At 59.4% G+C, this 19,578-nt stretch carries 16 protein-coding genes; 8 read left to right on the forward strand and 8 right to left on the reverse strand.

The window, feature by feature from the left end; translation table 11 throughout:
- Positions 1-77: 77 nt before the first annotated feature.
- Together glyA and CYD26_RS03775 are read right to left on the reverse strand one after the other, a co-directional pair.
- On the reverse strand, positions 78-1,331 hold the full coding sequence (gene glyA / locus CYD26_RS03770; protein WP_065759272.1) for a serine hydroxymethyltransferase: 1,254 nt from the start codon (positions 1,329-1,331) through the stop codon (positions 78-80).
- 163 nt (positions 1,332-1,494) lie between these two features.
- Complete coding sequence (locus CYD26_RS03775; protein WP_102051828.1) at positions 1,495-5,334, reverse strand: EAL domain-containing protein; 3,840 nt, start codon at positions 5,332-5,334, stop codon at positions 1,495-1,497.
- A gap of 313 nt (positions 5,335-5,647) precedes the next feature.
- Here CYD26_RS03775 and ettA point away from each other — a divergent pair, with 313 nt between their 5' ends.
- Together ettA and gdhA are read left to right on the forward strand one after the other, a co-directional pair.
- Complete coding sequence (ettA, locus tag CYD26_RS03780) at positions 5,648-7,312, forward strand: energy-dependent translational throttle protein EttA (RefSeq protein ID WP_065759270.1); 1,665 nt, start codon at positions 5,648-5,650, stop codon at positions 7,310-7,312.
- Positions 7,313-7,591: 279 nt separating this feature from the next.
- The gene (gene gdhA / locus CYD26_RS03785) at positions 7,592-8,929 is read left to right on the forward strand and encodes an NADP-specific glutamate dehydrogenase (RefSeq protein ID WP_065760630.1); all 1,338 of its coding nucleotides are present in this window, start codon (positions 7,592-7,594) and stop codon (positions 8,927-8,929) included.
- Here the strand turns inward: gdhA and CYD26_RS03790 are convergent.
- The 3 genes from CYD26_RS03790 to CYD26_RS03800 all read right to left on the reverse strand — a co-directional run bounded on the left by CYD26_RS03790 (position 8,926) and on the right by CYD26_RS03800 (position 12,202).
- Positions 8,926-9,423, reverse strand: coding sequence for a GreA/GreB family elongation factor (locus tag CYD26_RS03790; protein ID WP_065760629.1), 498 nt, complete (start codon positions 9,421-9,423; stop codon positions 8,926-8,928). The genes gdhA and CYD26_RS03790 overlap by 4 nt on opposite strands.
- Before the next feature lie 368 nt (positions 9,424-9,791).
- Complete coding sequence (locus CYD26_RS03795; protein WP_102051829.1) at positions 9,792-11,645, reverse strand: DUF4105 domain-containing protein; 1,854 nt, start codon at positions 11,643-11,645, stop codon at positions 9,792-9,794.
- 68 nt (positions 11,646-11,713) lie between these two features.
- Positions 11,714-12,202, reverse strand: coding sequence for a DUF3015 domain-containing protein (locus CYD26_RS03800; RefSeq protein ID WP_065760627.1), 489 nt, complete (start codon positions 12,200-12,202; stop codon positions 11,714-11,716).
- Between the two features lie 275 nt (positions 12,203-12,477).
- Here CYD26_RS03800 and CYD26_RS03805 point away from each other — a divergent pair, with 275 nt between their 5' ends.
- From CYD26_RS03805 to CYD26_RS03825, 5 genes are all read left to right on the forward strand, one after another.
- On the forward strand, positions 12,478-14,916 hold the full coding sequence (locus CYD26_RS03805) for a Lon protease family protein (protein WP_065760626.1): 2,439 nt from the start codon (positions 12,478-12,480) through the stop codon (positions 14,914-14,916).
- 168 nt (positions 14,917-15,084) lie between these two features.
- On the forward strand, positions 15,085-15,426 hold the full coding sequence (locus CYD26_RS03810) for a hypothetical protein (RefSeq protein WP_065760625.1): 342 nt from the start codon (positions 15,085-15,087) through the stop codon (positions 15,424-15,426).
- Between the two features lie 101 nt (positions 15,427-15,527).
- Positions 15,528-16,016: a TIGR00645 family protein gene (locus CYD26_RS03815; RefSeq protein WP_065760624.1), complete on the forward strand. Its 489-nt coding sequence runs from the start codon at positions 15,528-15,530 to the stop codon at positions 16,014-16,016.
- Positions 16,017-16,153: 137 nt separating this feature from the next.
- Entirely contained in the window at positions 16,154-16,459 is a 306-nt protein-coding gene (locus CYD26_RS03820) for a DUF6482 family protein (RefSeq protein ID WP_065760623.1), read from the forward strand.
- Positions 16,460-16,545: 86 nt separating this feature from the next.
- Positions 16,546-17,163 carry an FKBP-type peptidyl-prolyl cis-trans isomerase gene (locus CYD26_RS03825; protein WP_065760622.1) on the forward strand — a complete coding sequence of 206 codons (618 nt, stop codon included), beginning with the start codon at positions 16,546-16,548 and terminating at the stop codon, positions 17,161-17,163.
- A gap of 86 nt (positions 17,164-17,249) precedes the next feature.
- Here the strand turns inward: CYD26_RS03825 and CYD26_RS03830 are convergent, their stop codons facing one another.
- From CYD26_RS03830 to CYD26_RS03840, 3 genes are all read right to left on the reverse strand, one after another.
- The gene (locus tag CYD26_RS03830) at positions 17,250-17,480 is read right to left on the reverse strand and encodes a hypothetical protein (protein WP_065760621.1); all 231 of its coding nucleotides are present in this window, start codon (positions 17,478-17,480) and stop codon (positions 17,250-17,252) included.
- Positions 17,481-17,602: 122 nt separating this feature from the next.
- A complete protein-coding gene (locus CYD26_RS03835; protein WP_065760620.1) occupies positions 17,603-17,944 on the reverse strand; it encodes a zinc ribbon domain-containing protein YjdM in 342 nt (113 codons plus the stop codon).
- A gap of 97 nt (positions 17,945-18,041) precedes the next feature.
- Positions 18,042-19,010 (reverse strand): polyprenyl synthetase family protein, encoded by a 969-nt coding sequence (locus CYD26_RS03840; protein WP_065760619.1) that lies wholly within the window; start codon positions 19,008-19,010, stop codon positions 18,042-18,044.
- A gap of 252 nt (positions 19,011-19,262) precedes the next feature.
- Between CYD26_RS03840 and rplU the strand changes: the two genes are divergently transcribed.
- Positions 19,263-19,574 carry a 50S ribosomal protein L21 gene (gene rplU, locus CYD26_RS03845; protein ID WP_065760618.1) on the forward strand — a complete coding sequence of 104 codons (312 nt, stop codon included), beginning with the start codon at positions 19,263-19,265 and terminating at the stop codon, positions 19,572-19,574.
- Positions 19,575-19,578: the final 4 nt, after the last annotated feature.

The raw sequence follows: 19,578 nt of genomic DNA on the forward strand, positions 1-19,578 counted from the left end.
GCCCGCTGCGTTAATTAATTACGCAGGCGAAAAAAAAGCCCGGCTCAAGGCCGGGCTCTTCATTCAGCGAACTGCGATCAAGCGCCGTATACCGGCAGCTTGGCGCAGATAGCCTTGACCTTCTCACGAACGGCGTCGATCACCGCTTCGTTGTTCAGGTCGTCCAGGATGTCGCAGATCCAGCCAGCCAGTTCCTTGCACTCAGCCTCTTTGAAGCCGCGAGTGGTCACAGCCGGGGTACCGAAGCGCAGACCGGAGGTGACGAACGGGGAGCGTGGGTCGTTAGGTACCGAGTTCTTGTTGACGGTGATGAAGGCTTTGCCCAGTGCAGCGTCAGCGTCTTTACCCGAGATTTCCTGCTTGATCAGCGAGAGCAGGAACAGGTGGTTCTGAGTGCCACCGGAAACGACGTCGAAACCGCGCTCGATGAAGACGCTGGCCATGGCCTGGGCGTTTTTCACCACTTGCTGCTGGTAAGCCTTGAACTCCGGCTGCAGCGCTTCCTTGAAGCAGATGGCCTTGGCGGCAATCACGTGCTCCAGCGGGCCGCCTTGGGCACCCGGGAATACGGCCGAGTTCAGCTTCTTCTCGATCTCTTCGTTCTTGCGAGCGAGGATCAGGCCGCCACGTGGGCCACGCAGGGTCTTGTGGGTAGTGGTAGTGACCACGTCAGCGAACGGAACCGGGTTCGGGTAAACGCCAGCTGCAACCAGACCGGCAACGTGAGCCATGTCGACGAACAGGTAGGCACCGACCTTGTCGGCGATTTCACGGAAGCGCGGGAAGTCCAGCACTTGCGAGTAGGCGGAGAAGCCGGCAACGATCATCTTCGGCTTGTGTTCCAGGGCCAGACGCTCGACTTCGTCGTAGTCGATCAGGCCGTTGGCATCGATACCGTACTGAATGGCGTTGTACAGCTTGCCCGAAGCGCTGACGCTGGCGCCGTGGGTCAGGTGACCACCGTGTGCCAGGCTCATGCCCAGGATGGTGTCGCCAGCTTGCAGCAGGGCCAGGTAAACGGCGCTGTTGGCTTGCGAACCTGCGTGTGGCTGAACGTTGGCGTAGTCTGCGCCGAACAGCTGCTTGGCGCGGTCGATGGCCAGTTGCTCGACCACGTCGACGTACTCGCAACCACCGTAGTAACGCTTGCCTGGGTAACCTTCAGCGTACTTGTTGGTCAGAACCGAACCCTGGGCTTCCATCACGGCCGGGCTGGTGTAGTTTTCCGAGGCGATCAGCTCGATGTGCTCTTCCTGGCGCTGAGCTTCTTGCTCCATGGCGGCAAAGAGATCGGCGTCGTACTTGGCAATGGTCAAATCACGGCTGAACATGGCGGTCCTCAAGGATCGGGCTGGAAAAGGGAGGCATTCTACCTCATCGGCTTTTGTCTGGCATATGAAAGGGCATCATGTCGCAGACAAGTGGGGCTCATTTGCCGCTGTTTGTGTTGCCCGGCGCCATCCCCGAGCCTGTACAAGGGGGGGATGCGCAGGGTTACTGGAACATGAACAGCGTTTCGTTGCTGAACTGGGCTTCAAACTGGTGGGCCGGCATTGGCCGACCGAACAGGTAGCCCTGAACCTCATCACAACCGTGTTCTCGGAGGAACTCCAGCTGTTCATGGGTTTCCACACCCTCGGCGATTACTGCCAGGTTCAGGCTGTGGGCCATGGCGATGATCGCACGGGCGATCTGGCCATCCTGCTCGCCTTCGGGCAGGCCATCGACGAAGGTGCGGTCGATCTTCAGCACGTCGATCGGGAACTGCTTGAGGTAGTTCAGTGACGAATAGCCAGTACCGAAGTCGTCGACCGCAATGCTCAGGCCGAGGTTTTTCAGGCTGGCGAGTATCTGCATGGCCTCGTTGACCTCGCGCATCAAGATACTTTCGGTCAGCTCCAGTTCCAGGCACGCCGGTGGAACGCCGGTTTCGTTGAGGATCGTGGCGATGCGGGTACCCAGTTGCCCATCGGAAAACTGTCTCGCAGAAATGTTCACCGAAACTTTCGGTACCCGTACCTTGGCCTGGTGCCACTCTTTGAGCTGACGACTGGCTTCACGCAGTACCCAGTCACCGACATCGACCACCAGCCCCAACTCCTCAATCACCGGAATAAAGTCGCCCGGCGGTACCAGGCCACGGGTTGGGTGGCGCCAGCGCAGGAGCGCTTCGGCGCCGGTCAGGCGTTTGCCGTCGCCGCTGAACTGCGGTTGGTAGTACAGGATGAACTCGTTCTGCTCCAGTGCATGGCGCAGGTCGCTTTCCAGTTCCAGGCGCTCCAGCGCACTGGCGTTCATATCCGCCTGGTAGAACTGGAAGTTGTTCTTGCCGCGCTCCTTGGCGTGGTACATCGCGGTGTCGGCGTTTTTCATCAGTTGGCTGAGTTCGCTGCCATCCTGAGGGCTCAGGGCAATACCGATACTGGCGGTGACGAAGAACTCGCGGTTTTCCAGCACAAAGGGACGAACCAGGCTGTTGAGGATCTGTTCGGCCACATTGATGGCGCGGTTCAGCGCCATCTCGCGGGTTGCGCGTGGTTGCAGCAGCAGCGTGAATTCGTCGCCGCCCATGCGCGCAACGGTGTCGTCAGTGTCGACACAGTCGAGCAGGCGTTCGGCCATGTCCTTGAGCATACGGTCGCCGGCCGCGTGGCCAAGGGAGTCATTGATCGGCTTGAAACGGTCCAGGTCGAGGAACATCAGCACCACCCAGGCCTTTTGACGATCAGCTTGCTGCAGTGCGGTGTGCAGGCGGTCCTGGAACAGCGTGCGGTTCGGCAGGTGCGTCAGGGCGTCGTAGTAGGCCAGACGGTGAATGCGTTGTTCGCTGGCCTTGCGCTCGCTGATGTCGGTAAAGAAACACACATAGCTGGCCAGGTCGCCTTCGTCGTCGAGCACAGCGGTAATGCCGACCCAGGCCGGGTAATGCTCGCCGGTGCGACGTTTAAGCCAGACTTCACCTTCCCAGGTGCCGCGGATGTGCAGCTGTTTGACCACGTAGCGCAGGTGCGCTTCCTGCTGTTCGTCGACCGTCAGCATATTTGGCAGTTGGTCGAGCACTTCGGCTGCGCTGTAGCCGCTGACGCGGCTGAAGGCTTCGTTGGACTGGACGATATAGCCCGCCGGGTCGGTGATCAGGATGGCCGAAGTCGAGTGCTCAAACACTGTCGCAGCCATGCGCAGGTCTTTTTCAGCGCGGCGCTGCTGGCTGATGTCACGGCCGACGCCGAGTATGCCCTCGAACCGATTGTGCTCATCCCAGACCAGTACCAGGCGCAGTTCGATCGGGATCTTGCGACCATCGGCGCGCAGGCAGTCGAACAGGAACAACTGAGTGGGAAGCTGGGTACGCAATTGCTCCAGTTGCTCTGGAACGTGCAGGGCACGGTTGAGGCGTTCGATCAGGCTGTAGATGCCGGTCAACTGTGCCGGGTTGGCAATGGTCGATTGCCAGCCGTTCTCGAAAATCCAGTCGACCTCGTAGCCCAATACCGCCTGTACCGAGGGGCTGACATAGTTGGGCTTCAGCATGCTGTCGGTGGAGAAGATGACGTCGCTGATACTTTCGGCAAGCATGCGGTAACGCTGTTCGCTGTCACGCAGCGATTCGCTGGCCTCTATCTGCTCGGTGACGTCTTTGGCCACGCCAATGATGCGGGTGACGTTGCCGTCGTTGTCGCGGGTCAGGACCTCTTCGCGAATATCATAACGACGCCAACCCTGGTCACGGTGACGGAAACGTAGCTGGCAGTGCAGTTGTTCCAGGTAGCCACTCTCGCGCTGTTGCTGACGCATCCGGTTGTAGAGTGTGGCGTCTTCAGGGTGCAGAAGGATTTCCCAGAATCGCTCGCCCATCGTATCCAGTTCAGTACGGGAGTAACCCAGGGTCTGGCCCAGGTGCCGATTGCTGAAGATCATCCGTTGGTTTTGCACGTCCTGCACGTAGAGTTGATCCGGTACGGTACGGACCACGTTCGACCAGAAACTTTCACGCTCCAGCAGCGACAGCTCGACCTGCTTGCGGCTGGTAATATCGCTGATGCTGAGGGTTACCGCTTGATAGTCAGCGCGTTGCTCGGGGAAACGCACCGTCAGCCACAGGTGCAGCTCCTGGCCATCGGCACCACTGAGGCGAACCTCCAGCTCAAGCTGATGTTGATTGTTCAGGACGGCTTCGACCAGTTGCAGGCCAATCCCTTCGTTGTGTGTATCGCCAGCAATCAGGCGTTGCCAGGCACCGTTGCGGCATTCAACCCCCAGCAGTTGCAGGGCGACTTGATTGACCTCGGTGACTTTCAACTCCTGCAGCAACGTGTTGCGCAGGGACCGGTCAAGCAGCAGGCGGTGCTCAAGCTGGTCTTGGCCACGAAGGCGCAGTCGTTCAAGCGTATTGATCAGGCCGGACAAGTCCAGCACGCAAAGGGCGACCCCTGTCCCCTCGAAAATATCCTGGTAGCGTCGGCGTCCTTCTTGCAGTGCGCGTTGGCGCTTGCGCATGCTGGCCAATGCCAGCAGCGGCAGCAGGGCGCAGATCAGGCCAAGCAGGCATTTACTGATCAGAGCAGGCAACAGTTGCTGACGACTCAATTCGGCATCGTAGAGGCCGCGCAGTTGCCAGTCGCTGTTATCGAGGAATGTCAGCAGTACGCTTTGCAGTGGCTCGGCGTTGGCTGGCCGTGGCGTTTCAGGTGAGCGATGTTGATTGATGATTTCAGCCGTTCGGCTGTTTTCCAGCAGCCACAAGGGGCGGGTGGGGTTGTCCAGGTGTTCGGCCAGCGCGCTGTAATACTCAGGGCTCAGGCGCAGCAGCCAGTAACCGCTGGTCGGCCGATCTGATTGGCGTAGCAGCAGGTAGATGTAACTGTTGTCACTGTTGTTACTGAAGTAGTACGGGAGGCCACTGCTCAGCCGTATCAATTCTTCAATGGCATGCTGGTCAGGCGATTCGCCGAGGCTGTCGCGCAACGGGCGTGCCTGGCTGTCGAACCAGGCGATGCTGCGCAGTGAGGGCAGTGCGCGCTGCAGATTGGCCACCACCTTCGGTAGCGCGCGGTCGTCCGGGGGCAGCGGATAGGGTTGGACCTGATTGAGTGCGGTCTGAGCCTTGAGGGCCATGTTCAGGCTCAGGTGATCGGCCAACTCGTTGCTGGAATCCAGGCTGTGTTGGCGCTCATCGGCAAGGGTATGGTGGTACTGATCAATCAATAGCCAGAACAGCAGGCCGAGCAGCAGCAATACCAGGATGGCCAACACCCCTTTCAACGAACCGCGCAACAATGAACCCGAGCTGGAGGGGGCGGTACGCAGGGAGGACGGCTGAGTAAGATTGGTCAAACGTTGATCCTGCGGTATGGCTGGCTGTGGCAGGTTTGAGCTGCTTATTGGGTGCGCACCCTCACGCTCAGCCGTGCAGGCCGATGCGTACTCATAAGCTGGACGCCCGAAGGGCGCTTAGCATGCCTTGAGTTGTGGCGAAGTGCCAGTCCTGTTCGCAGATCCCGACAAAGTGCCATGTCGGCGGCCCAGGCCTGCCTGGGCCAGAGCTTGGGCCTGACGGTTGTCGGTTGGCCAAGTTAATAGTCGCTTTTACTTTTTTACGTCATACAATTGGCCCCTTGAATTTACTTGCTTACAGGAGCTCAACGTTTTGGCTCAATACGTCTACACCATGCATCGGCTGAGCAAAGTTGTTCCGCCGAAGCGGGAAATCTTGAAGAACATCTCCCTGTCGTTTTTCCCCGGCGCCAAGATCGGCGTGCTCGGCCTCAACGGTTCGGGTAAATCCACCCTGTTGAAAATCATGGCGGGTGTTGATACCGAGTTCGACGGTGAAGCACGGCCAATGCCGGAGCTGAATGTCGGTTACCTGCCGCAGGAACCACAGCTCGACCCAACCAAAACCGTGCGTGAAGTGGTCGAAGAAGCGGTCAGCGTGATCAAGGATGCCCAGGCTCGCCTGGATGAGGTCTATGCGGCGTACGCCGATCCTGATGCCGACTTCGACAAGCTGGCCGCGGAACAGGCCAAGCTTGAGGCGATTCTGCAGGCCAGCGATGGTCACAACCTGGAGCGTCAGCTGGAAGTGGCGGCCGATGCCCTGCGCCTGCCTGCCTGGGACGCCAAGGTCGAACACCTGTCGGGTGGTGAAAAGCGTCGTGTAGCACTCTGCCGCCTGCTGCTGTCGGCACCGGACATGCTCCTGCTCGACGAACCGACCAACCACCTGGATGCCGACTCTGTCGCCTGGCTCGAGCACTTCCTGCACGACTTCCCGGGTACTGTGGTAGCGATTACCCACGACCGTTACTTCCTCGACAACGTCGCCGGCTGGATCCTCGAACTCGACCGTGGCGCCGGTATTCCGTACGAAGGTAACTATTCGGGCTGGCTGGAAGCCAAGTCGGATCGTCTGGCCCAGGAATCCAAGCAGCAGTCGGCCCATGAAAAGGCCATGAAGGAAGAACTGGAGTGGGTGCGCAAAGGCGCCAAGGCACGCCAGTCGAAATCCAAGGCTCGTCTGCAGCGCTTCGAAGAAATGCAATCGCAGGAATTCCAGAAGCGCAGCGAAACCAACGAGATCTATATCCCGGCAGGCCCGCGCCTGGGCGACAAGGTCATCGAGTTCAAGAACGTCACCAAGGGTTATGGCGACCGTGTACTGATCGACAACCTGTCGTTCAGCATGCCTAAAGGCGCCATTGTCGGTGTGATCGGTGGTAACGGTGCCGGTAAATCGACCCTGTTCCGCATGCTGATGGGCAAGGAAACACCAGACTCGGGCACCATCGAGATCGGTGAAACCGTGCAACTGGCCTGTGTCGATCAGAGCCGCGAAGACCTGGACGGCAACAAGACCGTGTTCCAGCAGATCTCCGATGGTTCCGACCAGATCCGTATCGGTAACTACGAAATTCCTTCGCGTACCTACGTGGGTCGCTTCAACTTCAAGGGCGGCGACCAGCAGAAGTTCGTCAAGGACCTCTCCGGTGGTGAGCGTGGCCGTCTGCACCTGGCCCTGACCCTGAAGGAAGGCGCCAACGTCCTGCTGCTCGACGAACCGTCCAACGACCTGGACGTGGAAACTCTGCGTTCGCTGGAGGAAGCCCTGCTGGACTTCCCGGGCGCTGCTATCGTGATCTCTCACGATCGCTGGTTCCTTGATCGCGTGGCCACCCACATCCTGGCCTACGAGGACGATTCCCAGGCGGTATTCTTCGAGGGTAACTACACCGAGTACGAAGCCGACCGCAAGAAGCGTCTTGGCGAAGCTGCTGCCCAGCCGCACCGGGTACGGCACAAAAAACTGGCATAACCGCTCGCGGTTTTGCACTGGAACGGGGCCTTCGGGCTCCGTTTTTTTTTGCCGAAAAATGTGGCGTACCTGTTGCCTGAAAGGCAGGCTCTCTAAGGCTATGCATGCGCTGGCCCAGGCAAAAAAGCCTGGCTGAAGACGCGCTTGAATGTGTATACATTTACATAAATGCACCATTTAATTTCAAAAAAACGACATTTTGCACTGTCGCAGTGCGCCTTGACTTGATAAAGTCCCGGGAAAAATTCTTACAAGCTAATCATCTGCCGAGACCTTCCCATGATCGAATCCGTCGAAGACTTCCTCGCACGCCTGAAAAAACGTGACCCAGCCCAGCCTGAATTCCATCAGGCGGTGGAAGAGGTACTGCGCAGCCTCTGGCCCTTCCTGGAGGCCAATCCGCACTACCTGCAGGCCGGTATTCTTGAGCGTATGGTCGAGCCTGAGCGCGCGATCCTGTTCCGCGTGTCGTGGGTCGACGATCAGGGCAAGGTCCAGGTCAACCGCGGTTATCGTATCCAGATGAGCAGTGCCATTGGCCCTTACAAGGGCGGCTTGCGTTTCCACCCGTCGGTCAACCTAGGCGTGCTGAAGTTCCTGGCCTTTGAACAGGTCTTCAAGAACTCCCTGACCTCGCTGCCCATGGGAGGCGGCAAGGGCGGCTCTGACTTTGACCCCAAAGGCAAGAGCGACGCTGAAGTGATGCGCTTCTGCCAGGCGTTCATGAGCGAACTGTACCGCCACATTGGTGCCGACCTTGACGTACCTGCCGGTGATATCGGCGTCGGCGCACGGGAAATCGGCTTCATGTTCGGCCAATACAAGCGTTTGGCGAACCAGTTCACCTCCGTGCTGACCGGTAAGGGCATGACCTACGGCGGCAGCCTGATCCGCCCTGAAGCGACCGGTTACGGTTGCGTGTACTTTGCCGAAGAGATGCTCAAGCGTCAGGACCTGCGCATTGACGGTCGTCGTGTTGCCATATCCGGTTCCGGCAACGTGGCCCAGTACGCGGCGCGCAAGGTCATGGACCTGGGTGGCAAGGTGATCTCCTTGTCCGACTCCGAAGGTACCCTGTATTGCGAAGCGGGCCTGAGTGATGAGCAATGGGACGCATTGATGGCGCTGAAGAACGTCAAGCGTGGCCGCCTCAGTGAGATGGGCGGGCGCTTTGGCCTGGAGTTCCGTGCAGGCCAGCGCCCTTGGAGCCTGCCGTGTGACATCGCCCTGCCGTGCGCTACCCAGAACGAACTGGACGCCGACGATGCCCGCACCTTGCTGAGCAATGGCTGCCTCTGTGTGGCCGAAGGTGCAAACATGCCGACCACCCTGGAGGCAGTGGATATCTTCCTTGAGGCCGGTATCCTCTTCGCTCCGGGCAAGGCGTCCAACGCCGGTGGCGTGGCCGTGAGCGGGCTGGAGATGTCGCAGAACGCCATGCGCCTGTTGTGGACTGCTGGCGAAGTGGACAGCAAGCTGCACAACATCATGCAGTCGATCCACCACGCCTGCGTGCACTACGGTGAGGAAAACGGTCGAATCAACTACGTCAAAGGCGCCAACATTGCCGGCTTCGTCAAAGTTGCCGATGCCATGCTGGCTCAAGGGGTCGTTTAAGCCTCCGGTTCGATGGCGATGATCTCGATCGACTGATCACCCGCCGGTCGTCGCCACACCACTTCGTCTCCTGGCTTGGCGCCTAGCAGTGCCCGGCCCAGGGGGGATCCCCAGTTGATCAGGCCGCTTGCGGCATAGGCCTGATCTTCTCCGACCAGTTGAACCTGATGTTGCTGACCGCTTTCATCGGCAAAGGTCACGTGGCTGCCAATCTGCACCTTGTCCCGTGATGCCGCTGGCGCAACCACCAGCGCACTCTGCACCTTGGCATTGAAATAGCGCAGGTCACGCTCGGTCTCCACGAGCCGCTGCTTGTCTGCCTGCTCACCTTGGGCGAGCAGTTCACTGCGCAGTGTGTTCAATTCGGCGACACGCTCATGCAGCAAGGTAAGACCTCGGGCGGTGACGTAGTTGGGTTGCTCGCTGATCTGACGTTCAACGGGCTGATCAGCCTGGTCACTGGCTTGATCTTCATTGACGAATGCACGGCTCATGAACGGCTCCTTCTCAGGAGACCCTGCTGACAGACGTGCGCACTCTGGCTGACCTGTATGCGACCTGTTTGCGTCGCCGCATCGCGGTCTTTCTCCTGCTGCCATTGTTTCGTGATCGTCCCAATGGCGGGCACGGTAGTCTCGCAGGTCCTGATGCTCCTGCATGGCCTGGCACTGGCGAAAGCCATTGTCCCAGCCGGCCTCATATTGGCGGTTGTGCAGGTAGCGTGGTACATCTTTGCTAAAGTCGCCAGCTATTAACGCTGCGGCCTGACAACCGTCACGGTCGTCTCCTGAGTGCCATTGGCAATCGCCGAAAAGGTCAGTACTCAAAGGTCAGTACACAGGGGCCAGTACATAGCGGCTAATCAGTAGTTGTACCACTTGAGCTCAAGCATCACCTCGTTCTGCGCTGTGGTGAACGCGCTGAAATCGCGCTTTGCGCTCAGACGCAGGCCGAGGTTGTTCGACAGCTCCCACTGCTGGTTCAGGCTCAGGCTGCGGCGCACTTCGCCATTGGTAAAGTAATCACCCTTGGCCTCCAGGCTCAGGTTGCCCAGCCCGTTACGCCACAAAAGGCCGGTGTTGAAGCCCATTGCTGGCGCAATGAAGCCGGCAAAGTCGGCGTTGTGCTCGACCCGCACGGTTCCAAGGGCAAACCCGAGCATTTCGTCGCTCAGCGCCCAAGTACCGCCAGCACCGCCATTTACCTGACTGACCAGGGTTTCGTCACCCTCCCTGCCAAGCACCCGCTCCAGGCCGCCAGCGACTTGCCATGACCAGGGTTGCAAAAGGGCGTTGCGCGGGGTCAGCGAGCGAATGGTCGCCAGGTCCAGGCGTTGCAGTTGCCACTGGTTGTTTTCGTACTGGCGTAGTTTCAGCTGGAGGATTTCGATTTGCGCCCCCAGCGGGAAGCCATACATATTGTCGTTGAGGTCGTGGTAAGCCATGCGCAGGCCATACTCAGCGAACGCACGGTCTTCTCGTGTGCCCACCCCTAACTGCCAAGTGCGTGACTGATGGCCATCTTCAGGCAGCCCTGGGCGCTTGATGTCGAGCTCAGGTGGAGGGTTGCGGTTGATCGCTCGCAGCAGTTCAAAGCTGCGTTTGGCGCGTGCCGGATCACGCTCCTGGCCGTTGGCACGGTAGCGCTCCAGGCGGTAGGCGGCGTCTTGCACCAAGGCCTGGCGGTCACGTGGCAGTGCGCTGAACGCCGGGCTTTGCAGTTGTGCAGTATCGGCACTGACGGCCAGCACCTGGCGTTGCTCCTCGGCATCCAGTGGCGCTGCGCGCTCCAGCAATTCACGTTCGCGCGAAGGCCGGTAGTCGATACGCTCCACCAGCCCCGATTGCTTGACGGCCTTGACGGTGTCGGTCGGAATGGCCGTGAGCGGGAACTGCGAGGTCAGGTCCAGGCTTGGGCGAGCCACCTGTAGCAACTCGAGCAAACGGTAAGAGCAGTTTTCGTCAAAGAAGAAGTAGTCGAAGCGAATCTGTTTGAGCTCCCACACGTGCTCGACCATACGCCCGGTTTCTTCCGGGGTCAGGTTCAAGCGGTACTCCCACAGGTCGCGGTTCTCCAGGCTGCGGTATTCCGAAAGCTTTTCCTGATAGGGCACCAGGGCAAACAAGCCCGGGTAGCCGCCCATCAGGCCTTTCCAGGCATAGAGGATGCTGTTGTCGTTGCCTTCTATGTAGGCGCCGAAGTTGATCGCGTAGCTCAGCAGGGCCGTGTCGTTCTTTTGCACATCGGCCTGGTCGATACGCAGCAGCGTATGGCCGAACATCGATGAGGGGCTGTTCAAGTAGGCTGCCGGGAAGATCATCACCGCACTGTGTGGCGACACATCCTTGAACCACTGGGGGTATTCCTTGCAGTCCGGTGCTGGCAGGTCATTCAACTGCAGTTGTTCGCGTAGCCAGCGGGTGCGTGCCGGGAATACGCACTGTGCATGTTTGTCGCCCAGGCTTGCCGGTGCATAGAGCGCCTGGAGGGTGGCCTTTAACTCCAGATCAGGGTGATGGCCTCCGTCTTTGGCGAGAAAGAAGCGCTCGTCGTCGACATAACTTCGCCAGCCACCCAGCTTGGCGGTTTCGTAGTGACCCAAGGCGATCCAGTAGCGGTCATTGGCCAACTGGTTGAGGCGGTTGTCGTCGAAAGCGGGAGCAGCATGCAACGGGGCGCAGACACAGAGCGCCAGGTAGGCAAGGCGTTTGAGCATGTCGGGCAACTACGTCGGGATGATGCCGATAGAGGCGAACCCGCCCCTGAGGGGCGGGTGGGCCGAGCTTAAGCCTGGGTGGCGTATTTGGCCAGGCGTGGGTCGCTTTTCAGAACAGCCAGGGTGTTGGTGTGGACATCTTCAGCGGTGATGTCGGCTGTCTTGAAGATCTCCTGGAAGTGTTGGTGGGTGACGGCGGCGAAGTGCGCGCGGTCTTCAGGTGCCACGCCGAGGACGACGGCGTAGGTGGTCAGTGCTTCGCCTTGACCTTTGGCCATGTCTTCAGACAGTTCGTTCATCATGCCATTCATGGCGAACCACGACTTGCCGCCATAGGTCAGCGCAGCGTTGGTCGCGCAGCCGTTGGTGCCGGACGTCATGCCGAACGTTGCGTTACCGGAGGTGCCGTTGGTTGTTGATGCAAGGAAGTGGGCCGGTGTACCGCGTTGGCCCTCGAACAACATGTTGCCCCAGCCGCAATCCGGGCCGCCAGGCGCCTGGGCCATGGCGTTCAGGGATGCGGCGGCGAACAGAGTACCCAGAAGAATCCGTTTCATAGCATTGTTCTCTTTCTAAGGAAGTGCAAACCAAAGGTCAGGGTTATCTGGCATATCGGTGAGACCTGTAGCCAGGACGGGTCGGTTATTTACCCAGCCGCGCAGCTTACAGTTTAGGCATGATCTAACAGTTCGCTGATCAATTACAAAATATTACTGGGAGGCGCTATGGGGGGCAGGATTCACTCCGTTGCAGAAAGCGTTGAAGAGCCTTGCAAGCCGCACGCGCCCGGCGCCAGAATGCTTCATCCGCCCCGCCGAAGTAAGGAAGCCCGATGCCCGATCCTGTTGCTGCGAGCCTGCGTCTTGCGCCAGAAGCCTTGACCCGGCCGTTTTCCGCCGAACAGTTCGCTTTTACCACCACCAATGATCTGGAGCCTTTTCGCGGTGTGCTTGGCCAGGAACGTGCTGTCGAAGCCTTGCAGTTTGGCGTCGCCATGCCGCGTCCTGGGTACAACGTTTTTGTCATGGGTGAGCCCGGCACTGGGCGTTTTTCGTTCGTCAAACGCTACCTGAAAGCCGAAGGCAAGCGCCTGCATACCCCCTCGGACTGGGTCTACGTCAACAACTTCGATGACCCGCGCGAAGCCAAGGCACTGGAGTTGCCGCCTGGCAGCGCCGGTGCGTTCATCGCAGATATTGGCGGCTTGATCGACAACCTGCTGGCAACCTTCCCGGCGGTGTTCGAGCACCCCTCGTTCCAGCAGAAAAAAAGTGCCATCGATCGCGGTTTCAATCAACGTTATGACCGTGCACTGGATGTTATCGAGCGGGCGTCCCTGGAAAAGGACGTTGCCCTGTATCGTGACAGCAGTAACGTTGCCTTCACCCCGATGAGTGACGGCAAGGCGCTGGATGAGGCCGAGTTTGCACAGTTGCCTGAAGCTGAGCGTGAGCGTTTCCACGAGGACATTGCCGCACTGGAAGAGCGTCTGAACGAAGAGCTGGCCAGCTTGCCGCAGTGGAAGCGCGAGTCGAGCAACCAGTTGCGTCAGCTCAACGAAGAAACCATTACCCTGGCCTTGCAGCCGCTGTTGTCGCCGCTCTCGGAAAAGTACGCGGAGAACGCCGCCGTCTGCGCCTACCTGCAAGCCATGCAGGTCAACTTGTTGCGCACGGTGGTCGAACAACTGGTCGACGACAGCAAAAGCGACGCGGTGGCCCGCAAGATGCTGGAAGAGCAATATGCGCCAAGCCTGGTGGTTGGGCATCCGGTCAGTGGCGGTGCGCCGGTGGTGTTTGAGCCGCACCCGACCTACGACAACCTGTTTGGCCGTATCGAATACAGCACCGATCAAGGCGCGCTCTACACCAGCTATCGGCAACTGCGTCCCGGCGCGCTGCACCGTGCAAATGGTGGTTTCCTGATTCTTGAAGCCGAGAAAATGCTGGGCGAACCCTTTGTCTGGGATGCGCTCAAGCGTGCCTTGCAATCGCGCAAACTGAAAATGGAGTCACCGTTGGGCGAACTGGGGCGTGTGGCCACCGTCAGCCTTACGCCGCAGATGATTCCGCTGCAGGTCAAGGTCGTCATCATTGGGGCCCGCCAGCTTTACTACGCCCTGCAGGACCATGATCCGGACTTCCAGGAAATGTTCCGGGTGCTAGTGGATTTCGACGAAGACATTCCAATGGTCGACGAGAGCCTGGAACAATTCGCGCAGTTGCTCAAAACCCGTACCAGCGAGGAAGGCATGGCGCCGTTGACTGCCGATGCGGTCGCACGCCTGGCAACCTACAGTGCGCGTTTGGCCGAGCATCAAGGGCGTTTGTCGGCGCGAATCGGTGACCTGTTCCAGCTGGTCAGCGAGGCGGACTTCATTCGCCACCTGGCCAACGACGAAATGACCGACTGCGGCCATATCGAACGGGCGCTCAGGGCCAAGGCCACGCGTACTGGCAGGGTTTCGGCGCGGATTCTCGACGACATGCTTGCCGGGATCATCCTGATCGACACCGAAGGTGCGGCCGTGGGCAAGTGCAACGGCCTGACAGTGCTTGAGGTGGGTGATTCGGCGTTCGGCGTGCCGGCACGGATTTCCGCGACGGTGTACCCAGGTGGAAGTGGCATCGTCGACATCGAGCGCGAGGTCAATCTGGGCCAGCCGATTCACTCCAAGGGGGTAATGATCCTGACCGGTTACTTGGGCAGTCGTTATGCCCAGGAATTCCCGTTGGCCATTTCCGCAAGTATTGCGCTGGAGCAGTCCTATGGTTACGTCGACGGTGACAGCGCCTCCCTCGGTGAGGCCTGTACCCTGATTTCGGCGTTGTCGAGAACCCCGCTCAAGCAGTGTTTCGCTATTACCGGCTCCATCAACCAGTTCGGTGAGGTGCAGGCTGTCGGCGGGGTCAACGAGAAAATCGAGGGCTTCTTCCGGCTCTGCGAAGCCCGTGGCCTGACCGGTGAACAGGGGGCAATCATTCCGCGTGCCAACGTCACGACACTGATGCTCGATGAGCGTGTACTGCAGGCCGTGCGCGCGGGGCAGTTCCACATCTATGCGGTCAGCCAGGCCGATGAGGCATTGAGCCTGCTGGTGGGCGAACCCGCCGGTACGCCCGATGCCGAAGGTCAGTTCCCCGAGGGTAGCGTCAACGCCAGGGTGGTCGAGCGGCTGCGGGAAATTGCCGAGATGATCAGCGACGAGGAGCTCAAGGAGGCGGAGAAAGAGCACGCTGAACAGGCGTTGGTCGAGGTCAAGTCGTCCTGACGGGGGAGGGTGGGCGCCAGGGTCGGCATGACCATTCGGCGCCCGCTGCTGTGCTACCGCTTGTCGCTGTCGGTTTTCTTCTATTCTTCAGATCATGGACAGTCGTAGGTACAGGATAGAGACAGCTCCCGATGGGCGCTGAACAGGGTTTCTCCGAGGATCGTCGCCATGCCGCGCAGCCTCAGCCTTACTCGTCAATGCCTGGGTCTGGTCACCCGCATTGAATGCAGCATTCGTCCGCTGGCCGGTGACAATGGTATGTGGACGCTGCTTTTCGCCGCCGGCATGGCTGGCGAGCAACCTTCCGCGATCAAGGCTCAGGGGCCGTTCCACGGTCCTTACGTCGCTGAGTCAGTACTCAATGCCATCGTCGATAGCCTGACCTTGCATGGGTATCAAGTTGCGGATGGGCCACAGATCTGGTGCATTCACTTGCAGGCACAGCTCAGACGGATCAACGGCGAACGGGTGCATCACGTGGGTGATTTCCAGTTCCATCCAGAGACCTGAGGGCTGCCCCCGGTTGCCTTGCGGCAACCTGACGCGGGCTTTTTCTGTCATTCGTGGCTGGTATACTTGTGCCCGTTTTCTAGCCACCGATGAGTTTTTTAATGGAACGTTTTATCGAAAACACGATGTATGCCTCTCGCTGGCTGCTCGCGCCCATCTACTTTGGTTTGTCCTTGGGGCTGCTGGCGCTGGCACTGAAATTTTTCCAGGAAATCTTCCACGTATTGCCCAACGTGTTTTCCATGGCTGAAGCCGACCTGATCCTGGTGATCCTTTCGTTGATCGACATGTCCCTGGTGGGTGGCCTGCTGGTCATGGTGATGTTCTCCGGCTATGAGAACTTCGTCTCGCAACTGAACATCGATGACGACAAGGAAAAGCTCAGTTGGCTGGGCAAGATGGACTCCACCTCACTGAAGATGAAGGTGGCGGCCTCGATCGTGGCGATCTCCTCGATCCACCTGTTGCGGGTTTTCATGGACGCGCGGAACATCGAGACGCAGTACCTGATGTGGTATGTGATCATCCACATGACCTTTGTGGTGTCTGCGTTCGCGATGGGTTACCTGGACAAATTGACCAAGCACTGATTGCGTCTTGCTCGGTGCGCTTGAAACCGCCCGTCCGTTACAAAACGGACGGGCGGTTGCGTTTCTGGCTTGTACTTTGTTCATCCCTGTACGAAGAATGAACAGTCGCTCGTATGTCCCAGTAGTGAGGTGCTGCAATGAACCTGCACGATCTGAATACCGAGGCCAGGGCTGGTCATGTCGAGGAACTCAACCTGATCGCTATCGAAGGGGGGGATTACCTGCTTGAGGCACGCGTACATGGGCGCGCCCACCCGTTGTCTGATACACGAGGCCAGCGCTTGCGCGTGCACTCCGTGGAGGAGGCGCGCGGGCAGTTGCAGGGGTTGCCAGACCTGCCGCTGAACCTGGTGCATTGGTCGGTGCAGGACGAAATGTGCGGCATGAGCAGCACGGCGGAAGAGGATCTGAAAGTGCCGATTTCCCGGCGTTCGGCCTGGTAGCTGAACTGCTGCGCCGCAGTGTGCTAGGCTGCTCGCCCTTTTCATGAAGGGCGCGGTGTTCGTGCGCCCTGTAGCGGAGCAAGCCAATGTCCGAAATCAACCTGTCTACCGACGAAACGCGCGTCAGCTACGGCATCGGCCGTCAGCTGGGTGGTCAACTGCGTGACAACCCACCACCAGGCGTCAACCTGGAAGCGATCCTGGCCGGTCTGACCGACGCGTTCAATGGCCAGGCCAGCCGTGTCAGCGAAGAAGCGCTGTCGGCCAGCTTCAAGGTCATCCGCGACATCATGCAAGCGCAAGCGGCTGCCAAGGCTGAAGCTGCGGCTGGCGAAGGCAAGGCTTTCCTGGCTGAAAACGCCAAGCGTGAAGGTATCACTACCCTGGCTTCGGGCCTGCAGTTTGAAGTACTGACCGCTGGTGAAGGTGCTAAGCCGACTCGCGATGACAGCGTCCGTACCCACTACCACGGCACCCTGATCGACGGCACTGTCTTCGACAGCTCCTACGAGCGCGGTCAGCCTGCTGAGTTCCCTGTTAGCGGCGTGATCGCTGGCTGGACCGAAGCCCTGCAGCTGATGAACGCTGGTAGCAAATGGCGCCTGTACGTACCGAGCGAGCTGGCCTACGGCGCTCAGGGCGTTGGCAGCATCCCGCCGCACAGCGTACTGGTCTTCGACGTCGAGCTGCTCGACGTTCTGTAAGCCCTGGCGTTGCTGGGGGGCTCGGCTCTCCGGCAGCGGCAATGCCGGCTTCTGCGCAACCGTGCGGGAGCCAGCGTTGCTGGCGATTACAGCGGGCGCAACGCCCGTGCGTAAGAAAACAGAAACAGGTTGCGCACCAGTTCCTTGAGCACATTCGGCTCGTTTGAATTCAAACCATTCAGGTCCAGATCACCCTGGGCGTATAGCTCATGCAGTGCGTCTTCTTCGAGCACGGCACAGACCTCGCCGGTTTCCCGGTGCAGGATGCGCAGGCAAGGGTGAGGGCGTTCCAGCCAGGCGTCGATCAGATAGGTCATGACTATTCTCCTTGAGGTTTCAATGAGAATAATTCTTATTAGCAAAATAGCAAGAAGTGATTGGCAGTTGCTGCCAGAAGGTCGATCCGAGGCCGTTGCACGGCCCCGAATCCAGGTGCAGGTCAGACTTTACGGACGAACTCGGACTTGAGTTTCATCGCGCCGATGCCGTCGATCTTGCAGTCGATGTCATGGTCGCCGTCACACAGGCGGATGTTCTTGACCTTGGTACCGACCTTGACCACCAGGGACGAACCCTTGACCTTGAGGTCCTTGATCACGGTAACGGTGTCGCCGTCTTGCAGGACGTTGCCCACCGAGTCTTTTTTCACTGCCTCGTCGTTGCCTGCTTCGGCCTCACCGCTGGCGGACCACTCGTGGGCGCACTCGGGGCAGATCAGCATGGCACCGTCTTCGTAGGTGTATTCGGAGTTGCATTTTGGGCAGGGAGGCAAAGTGCTCACTAAGGTTCCTCTGGGGGTGCGTGCAAAAACCCACATTGTATAAGGTTTTGTCGCTCAGAGGGCAAGCGGGCCCATCCGAAGATGGGCCGGGGAGGGATCAGTGGGTACGGGCGACGGCGAATTCGCTGAGTTCAACCAGCGCGTCACGGTACTCGCTGGCAGGCAGCACTTCCAGGCATGCAATGGCGCGAGCGACATAGTCGCGGGCCAGTTGCGCGGTGTAGTCCAGTGCGCCGGCAGCCTCGACGGCTGCGCGGATGCTTTCCAGATCTTCGATACCGCCCTTCTGGATGGCCTGGCGAACCAGGGCAGCCTGCTCGGCGGTGCCTTCGCGCATGGTGTAGATCAGCGGCAGGGTTGGCTTGCCTTCGGCCAGGTCGTCACCGACGTTCTTGCCCAGGGTTTGCGCATCGCCCTTGTAGTCGAGCAGGTCGTCGACCAGTTGGAAGGCTACGCCCAGGTGGTCACCGAAGGTACGCAGGGCTTCACGCTGAGCGTCACTGGCTTCAGCCAGGGCTGCGGCGCTGTGCGTCGAGGCCTCGAACAGCATTGCCGTCTTGCCGCGGATGACCTCCATGTAGACGTCTTCGGTCGTGCTGGCGTCGCGGATCTTGGACAGCTGCAGTACTTCGCCTTCGGCGATCACGCGGGTCGCCTTGGAGAGAATCTGCATGACCGGCATCGACCCCAGCTCGACCATCATTTCGAATGAGCGCGAGTAGAGGAAGTCGCCGACCAGTACGCTGGGCGCGTTGCCCCACAGGGCGTTGGCGGTGGAACGGCCACGGCGCATGCCGGACATGTCGACGACATCGTCATGCAGCAGGGTCGCGGTGTGCAGGAACTCGATGGTGGCAGCGAGCAGGCGCAATTGGTCGCCATCGCGGCCCAGTGCCTTGCCGCACAGCAGCACCAGCAGCGGGCGCAGGCGCTTGCCGCCAGCCGACGTGATGTAGTCACCGATTTTCGAGACCAGCGGCACACGTGAAGTCAGCTGCTTCTTGATAATCTCGTCAACGGCGCTGAAGTCGTCCGCTACCGCGCGGTAGAAAGCTTGGGGTTGCATCGGCCACAGGTGCTCCATAAAGGTTGCGCGGCATGCTAGGTTGCAGGTCCCGGCCTGTCAAGGCGCGGTGCCGGTTGGCCGGGGGCGGTACTTGCAAGCGCCGCGGGGCTTGCGTACAATCGCGCACCCTGAACTTCCTGGGCAGCACCTGCCTTACGCAATTGCACAGGGCCGTTCCAGCCTTATGCAGCCATGCCAGCCAATACTCTTACCTATAAAGAGCTGGGTGAGCAGGATTATCGGAGAAATACCATGTACGCAGTAATTGTTACCGGCGGTAAGCAGTACAAAGTCGCCGAAGGTGAATACCTGAAGATCGAAAAACTGGAAGTCGCTACCGGCGAATCCGTAACTTTCGATCGCGTTCTGTTGGTCGCCAATGGCGATGACGTAAACATCGGCGCACCTGTCGTCGCTGGCGCTAAAGTAGTCGCTGAAGTGATCTCCCAAGGTCGTCACGACAAAGTGCGCATCATCAAGTTCCGTCGTCGTAAGCACCACATGAAGCGTATGGGCCACCGCCAGTGGTTCACCGAGATCAAAATCACCGGTATTCAGGCTTAATTCA

It is taken from the genome of Pseudomonas sp. FFUP_PS_473, assembly GCF_002858665.1.
Classification (GTDB): Bacteria; Pseudomonadota; Gammaproteobacteria; order Pseudomonadales; family Pseudomonadaceae; genus Aquipseudomonas; species Aquipseudomonas defluvii.

Excerpts from the sequence above, each read along its gene's own strand:
- CYD26_RS03825 (WP_065760622.1), top strand. The coding sequence starts at position 16,546 with ATGTCCGAAATCAACCTGTCTACCGACGAAACGCGCGTCAGCTACGGC.
- gdhA (WP_065760630.1), top strand. The coding sequence starts at position 7,592 with ATGATCGAATCCGTCGAAGACTTCCTCGCACGCCTGAAAAAACGTGAC.
- CYD26_RS03810 (WP_065760625.1), top strand. The coding sequence starts at position 15,085 with ATGCCGCGCAGCCTCAGCCTTACTCGTCAATGCCTGGGTCTGGTCACC.
- CYD26_RS03830 (WP_065760621.1), bottom strand. The coding sequence starts at position 17,480 with ATGACCTATCTGATCGACGCCTGGCTGGAACGCCCTCACCCTTGCCTG.
- rplU (WP_065760618.1), top strand. The coding sequence starts at position 19,263 with ATGTACGCAGTAATTGTTACCGGCGGTAAGCAGTACAAAGTCGCCGAA.
- CYD26_RS03805 (WP_065760626.1), top strand. The coding sequence starts at position 12,478 with ATGCCCGATCCTGTTGCTGCGAGCCTGCGTCTTGCGCCAGAAGCCTTG.
- CYD26_RS03815 (WP_065760624.1), top strand. The coding sequence starts at position 15,528 with ATGGAACGTTTTATCGAAAACACGATGTATGCCTCTCGCTGGCTGCTC.
- CYD26_RS03795 (WP_102051829.1), bottom strand. The coding sequence starts at position 11,645 with ATGCTCAAACGCCTTGCCTACCTGGCGCTCTGTGTCTGCGCCCCGTTG.
- CYD26_RS03840 (WP_065760619.1), bottom strand. The coding sequence starts at position 19,010 with ATGCAACCCCAAGCTTTCTACCGCGCGGTAGCGGACGACTTCAGCGCC.
- CYD26_RS03790 (WP_065760629.1), bottom strand. The coding sequence starts at position 9,423 with ATGAGCCGTGCATTCGTCAATGAAGATCAAGCCAGTGACCAGGCTGAT.
- CYD26_RS03800 (WP_065760627.1), bottom strand. The coding sequence starts at position 12,202 with ATGAAACGGATTCTTCTGGGTACTCTGTTCGCCGCCGCATCCCTGAAC.
- CYD26_RS03820 (WP_065760623.1), top strand. The coding sequence starts at position 16,154 with ATGAACCTGCACGATCTGAATACCGAGGCCAGGGCTGGTCATGTCGAG.
- glyA (WP_065759272.1), bottom strand. The coding sequence starts at position 1,331 with ATGTTCAGCCGTGATTTGACCATTGCCAAGTACGACGCCGATCTCTTT.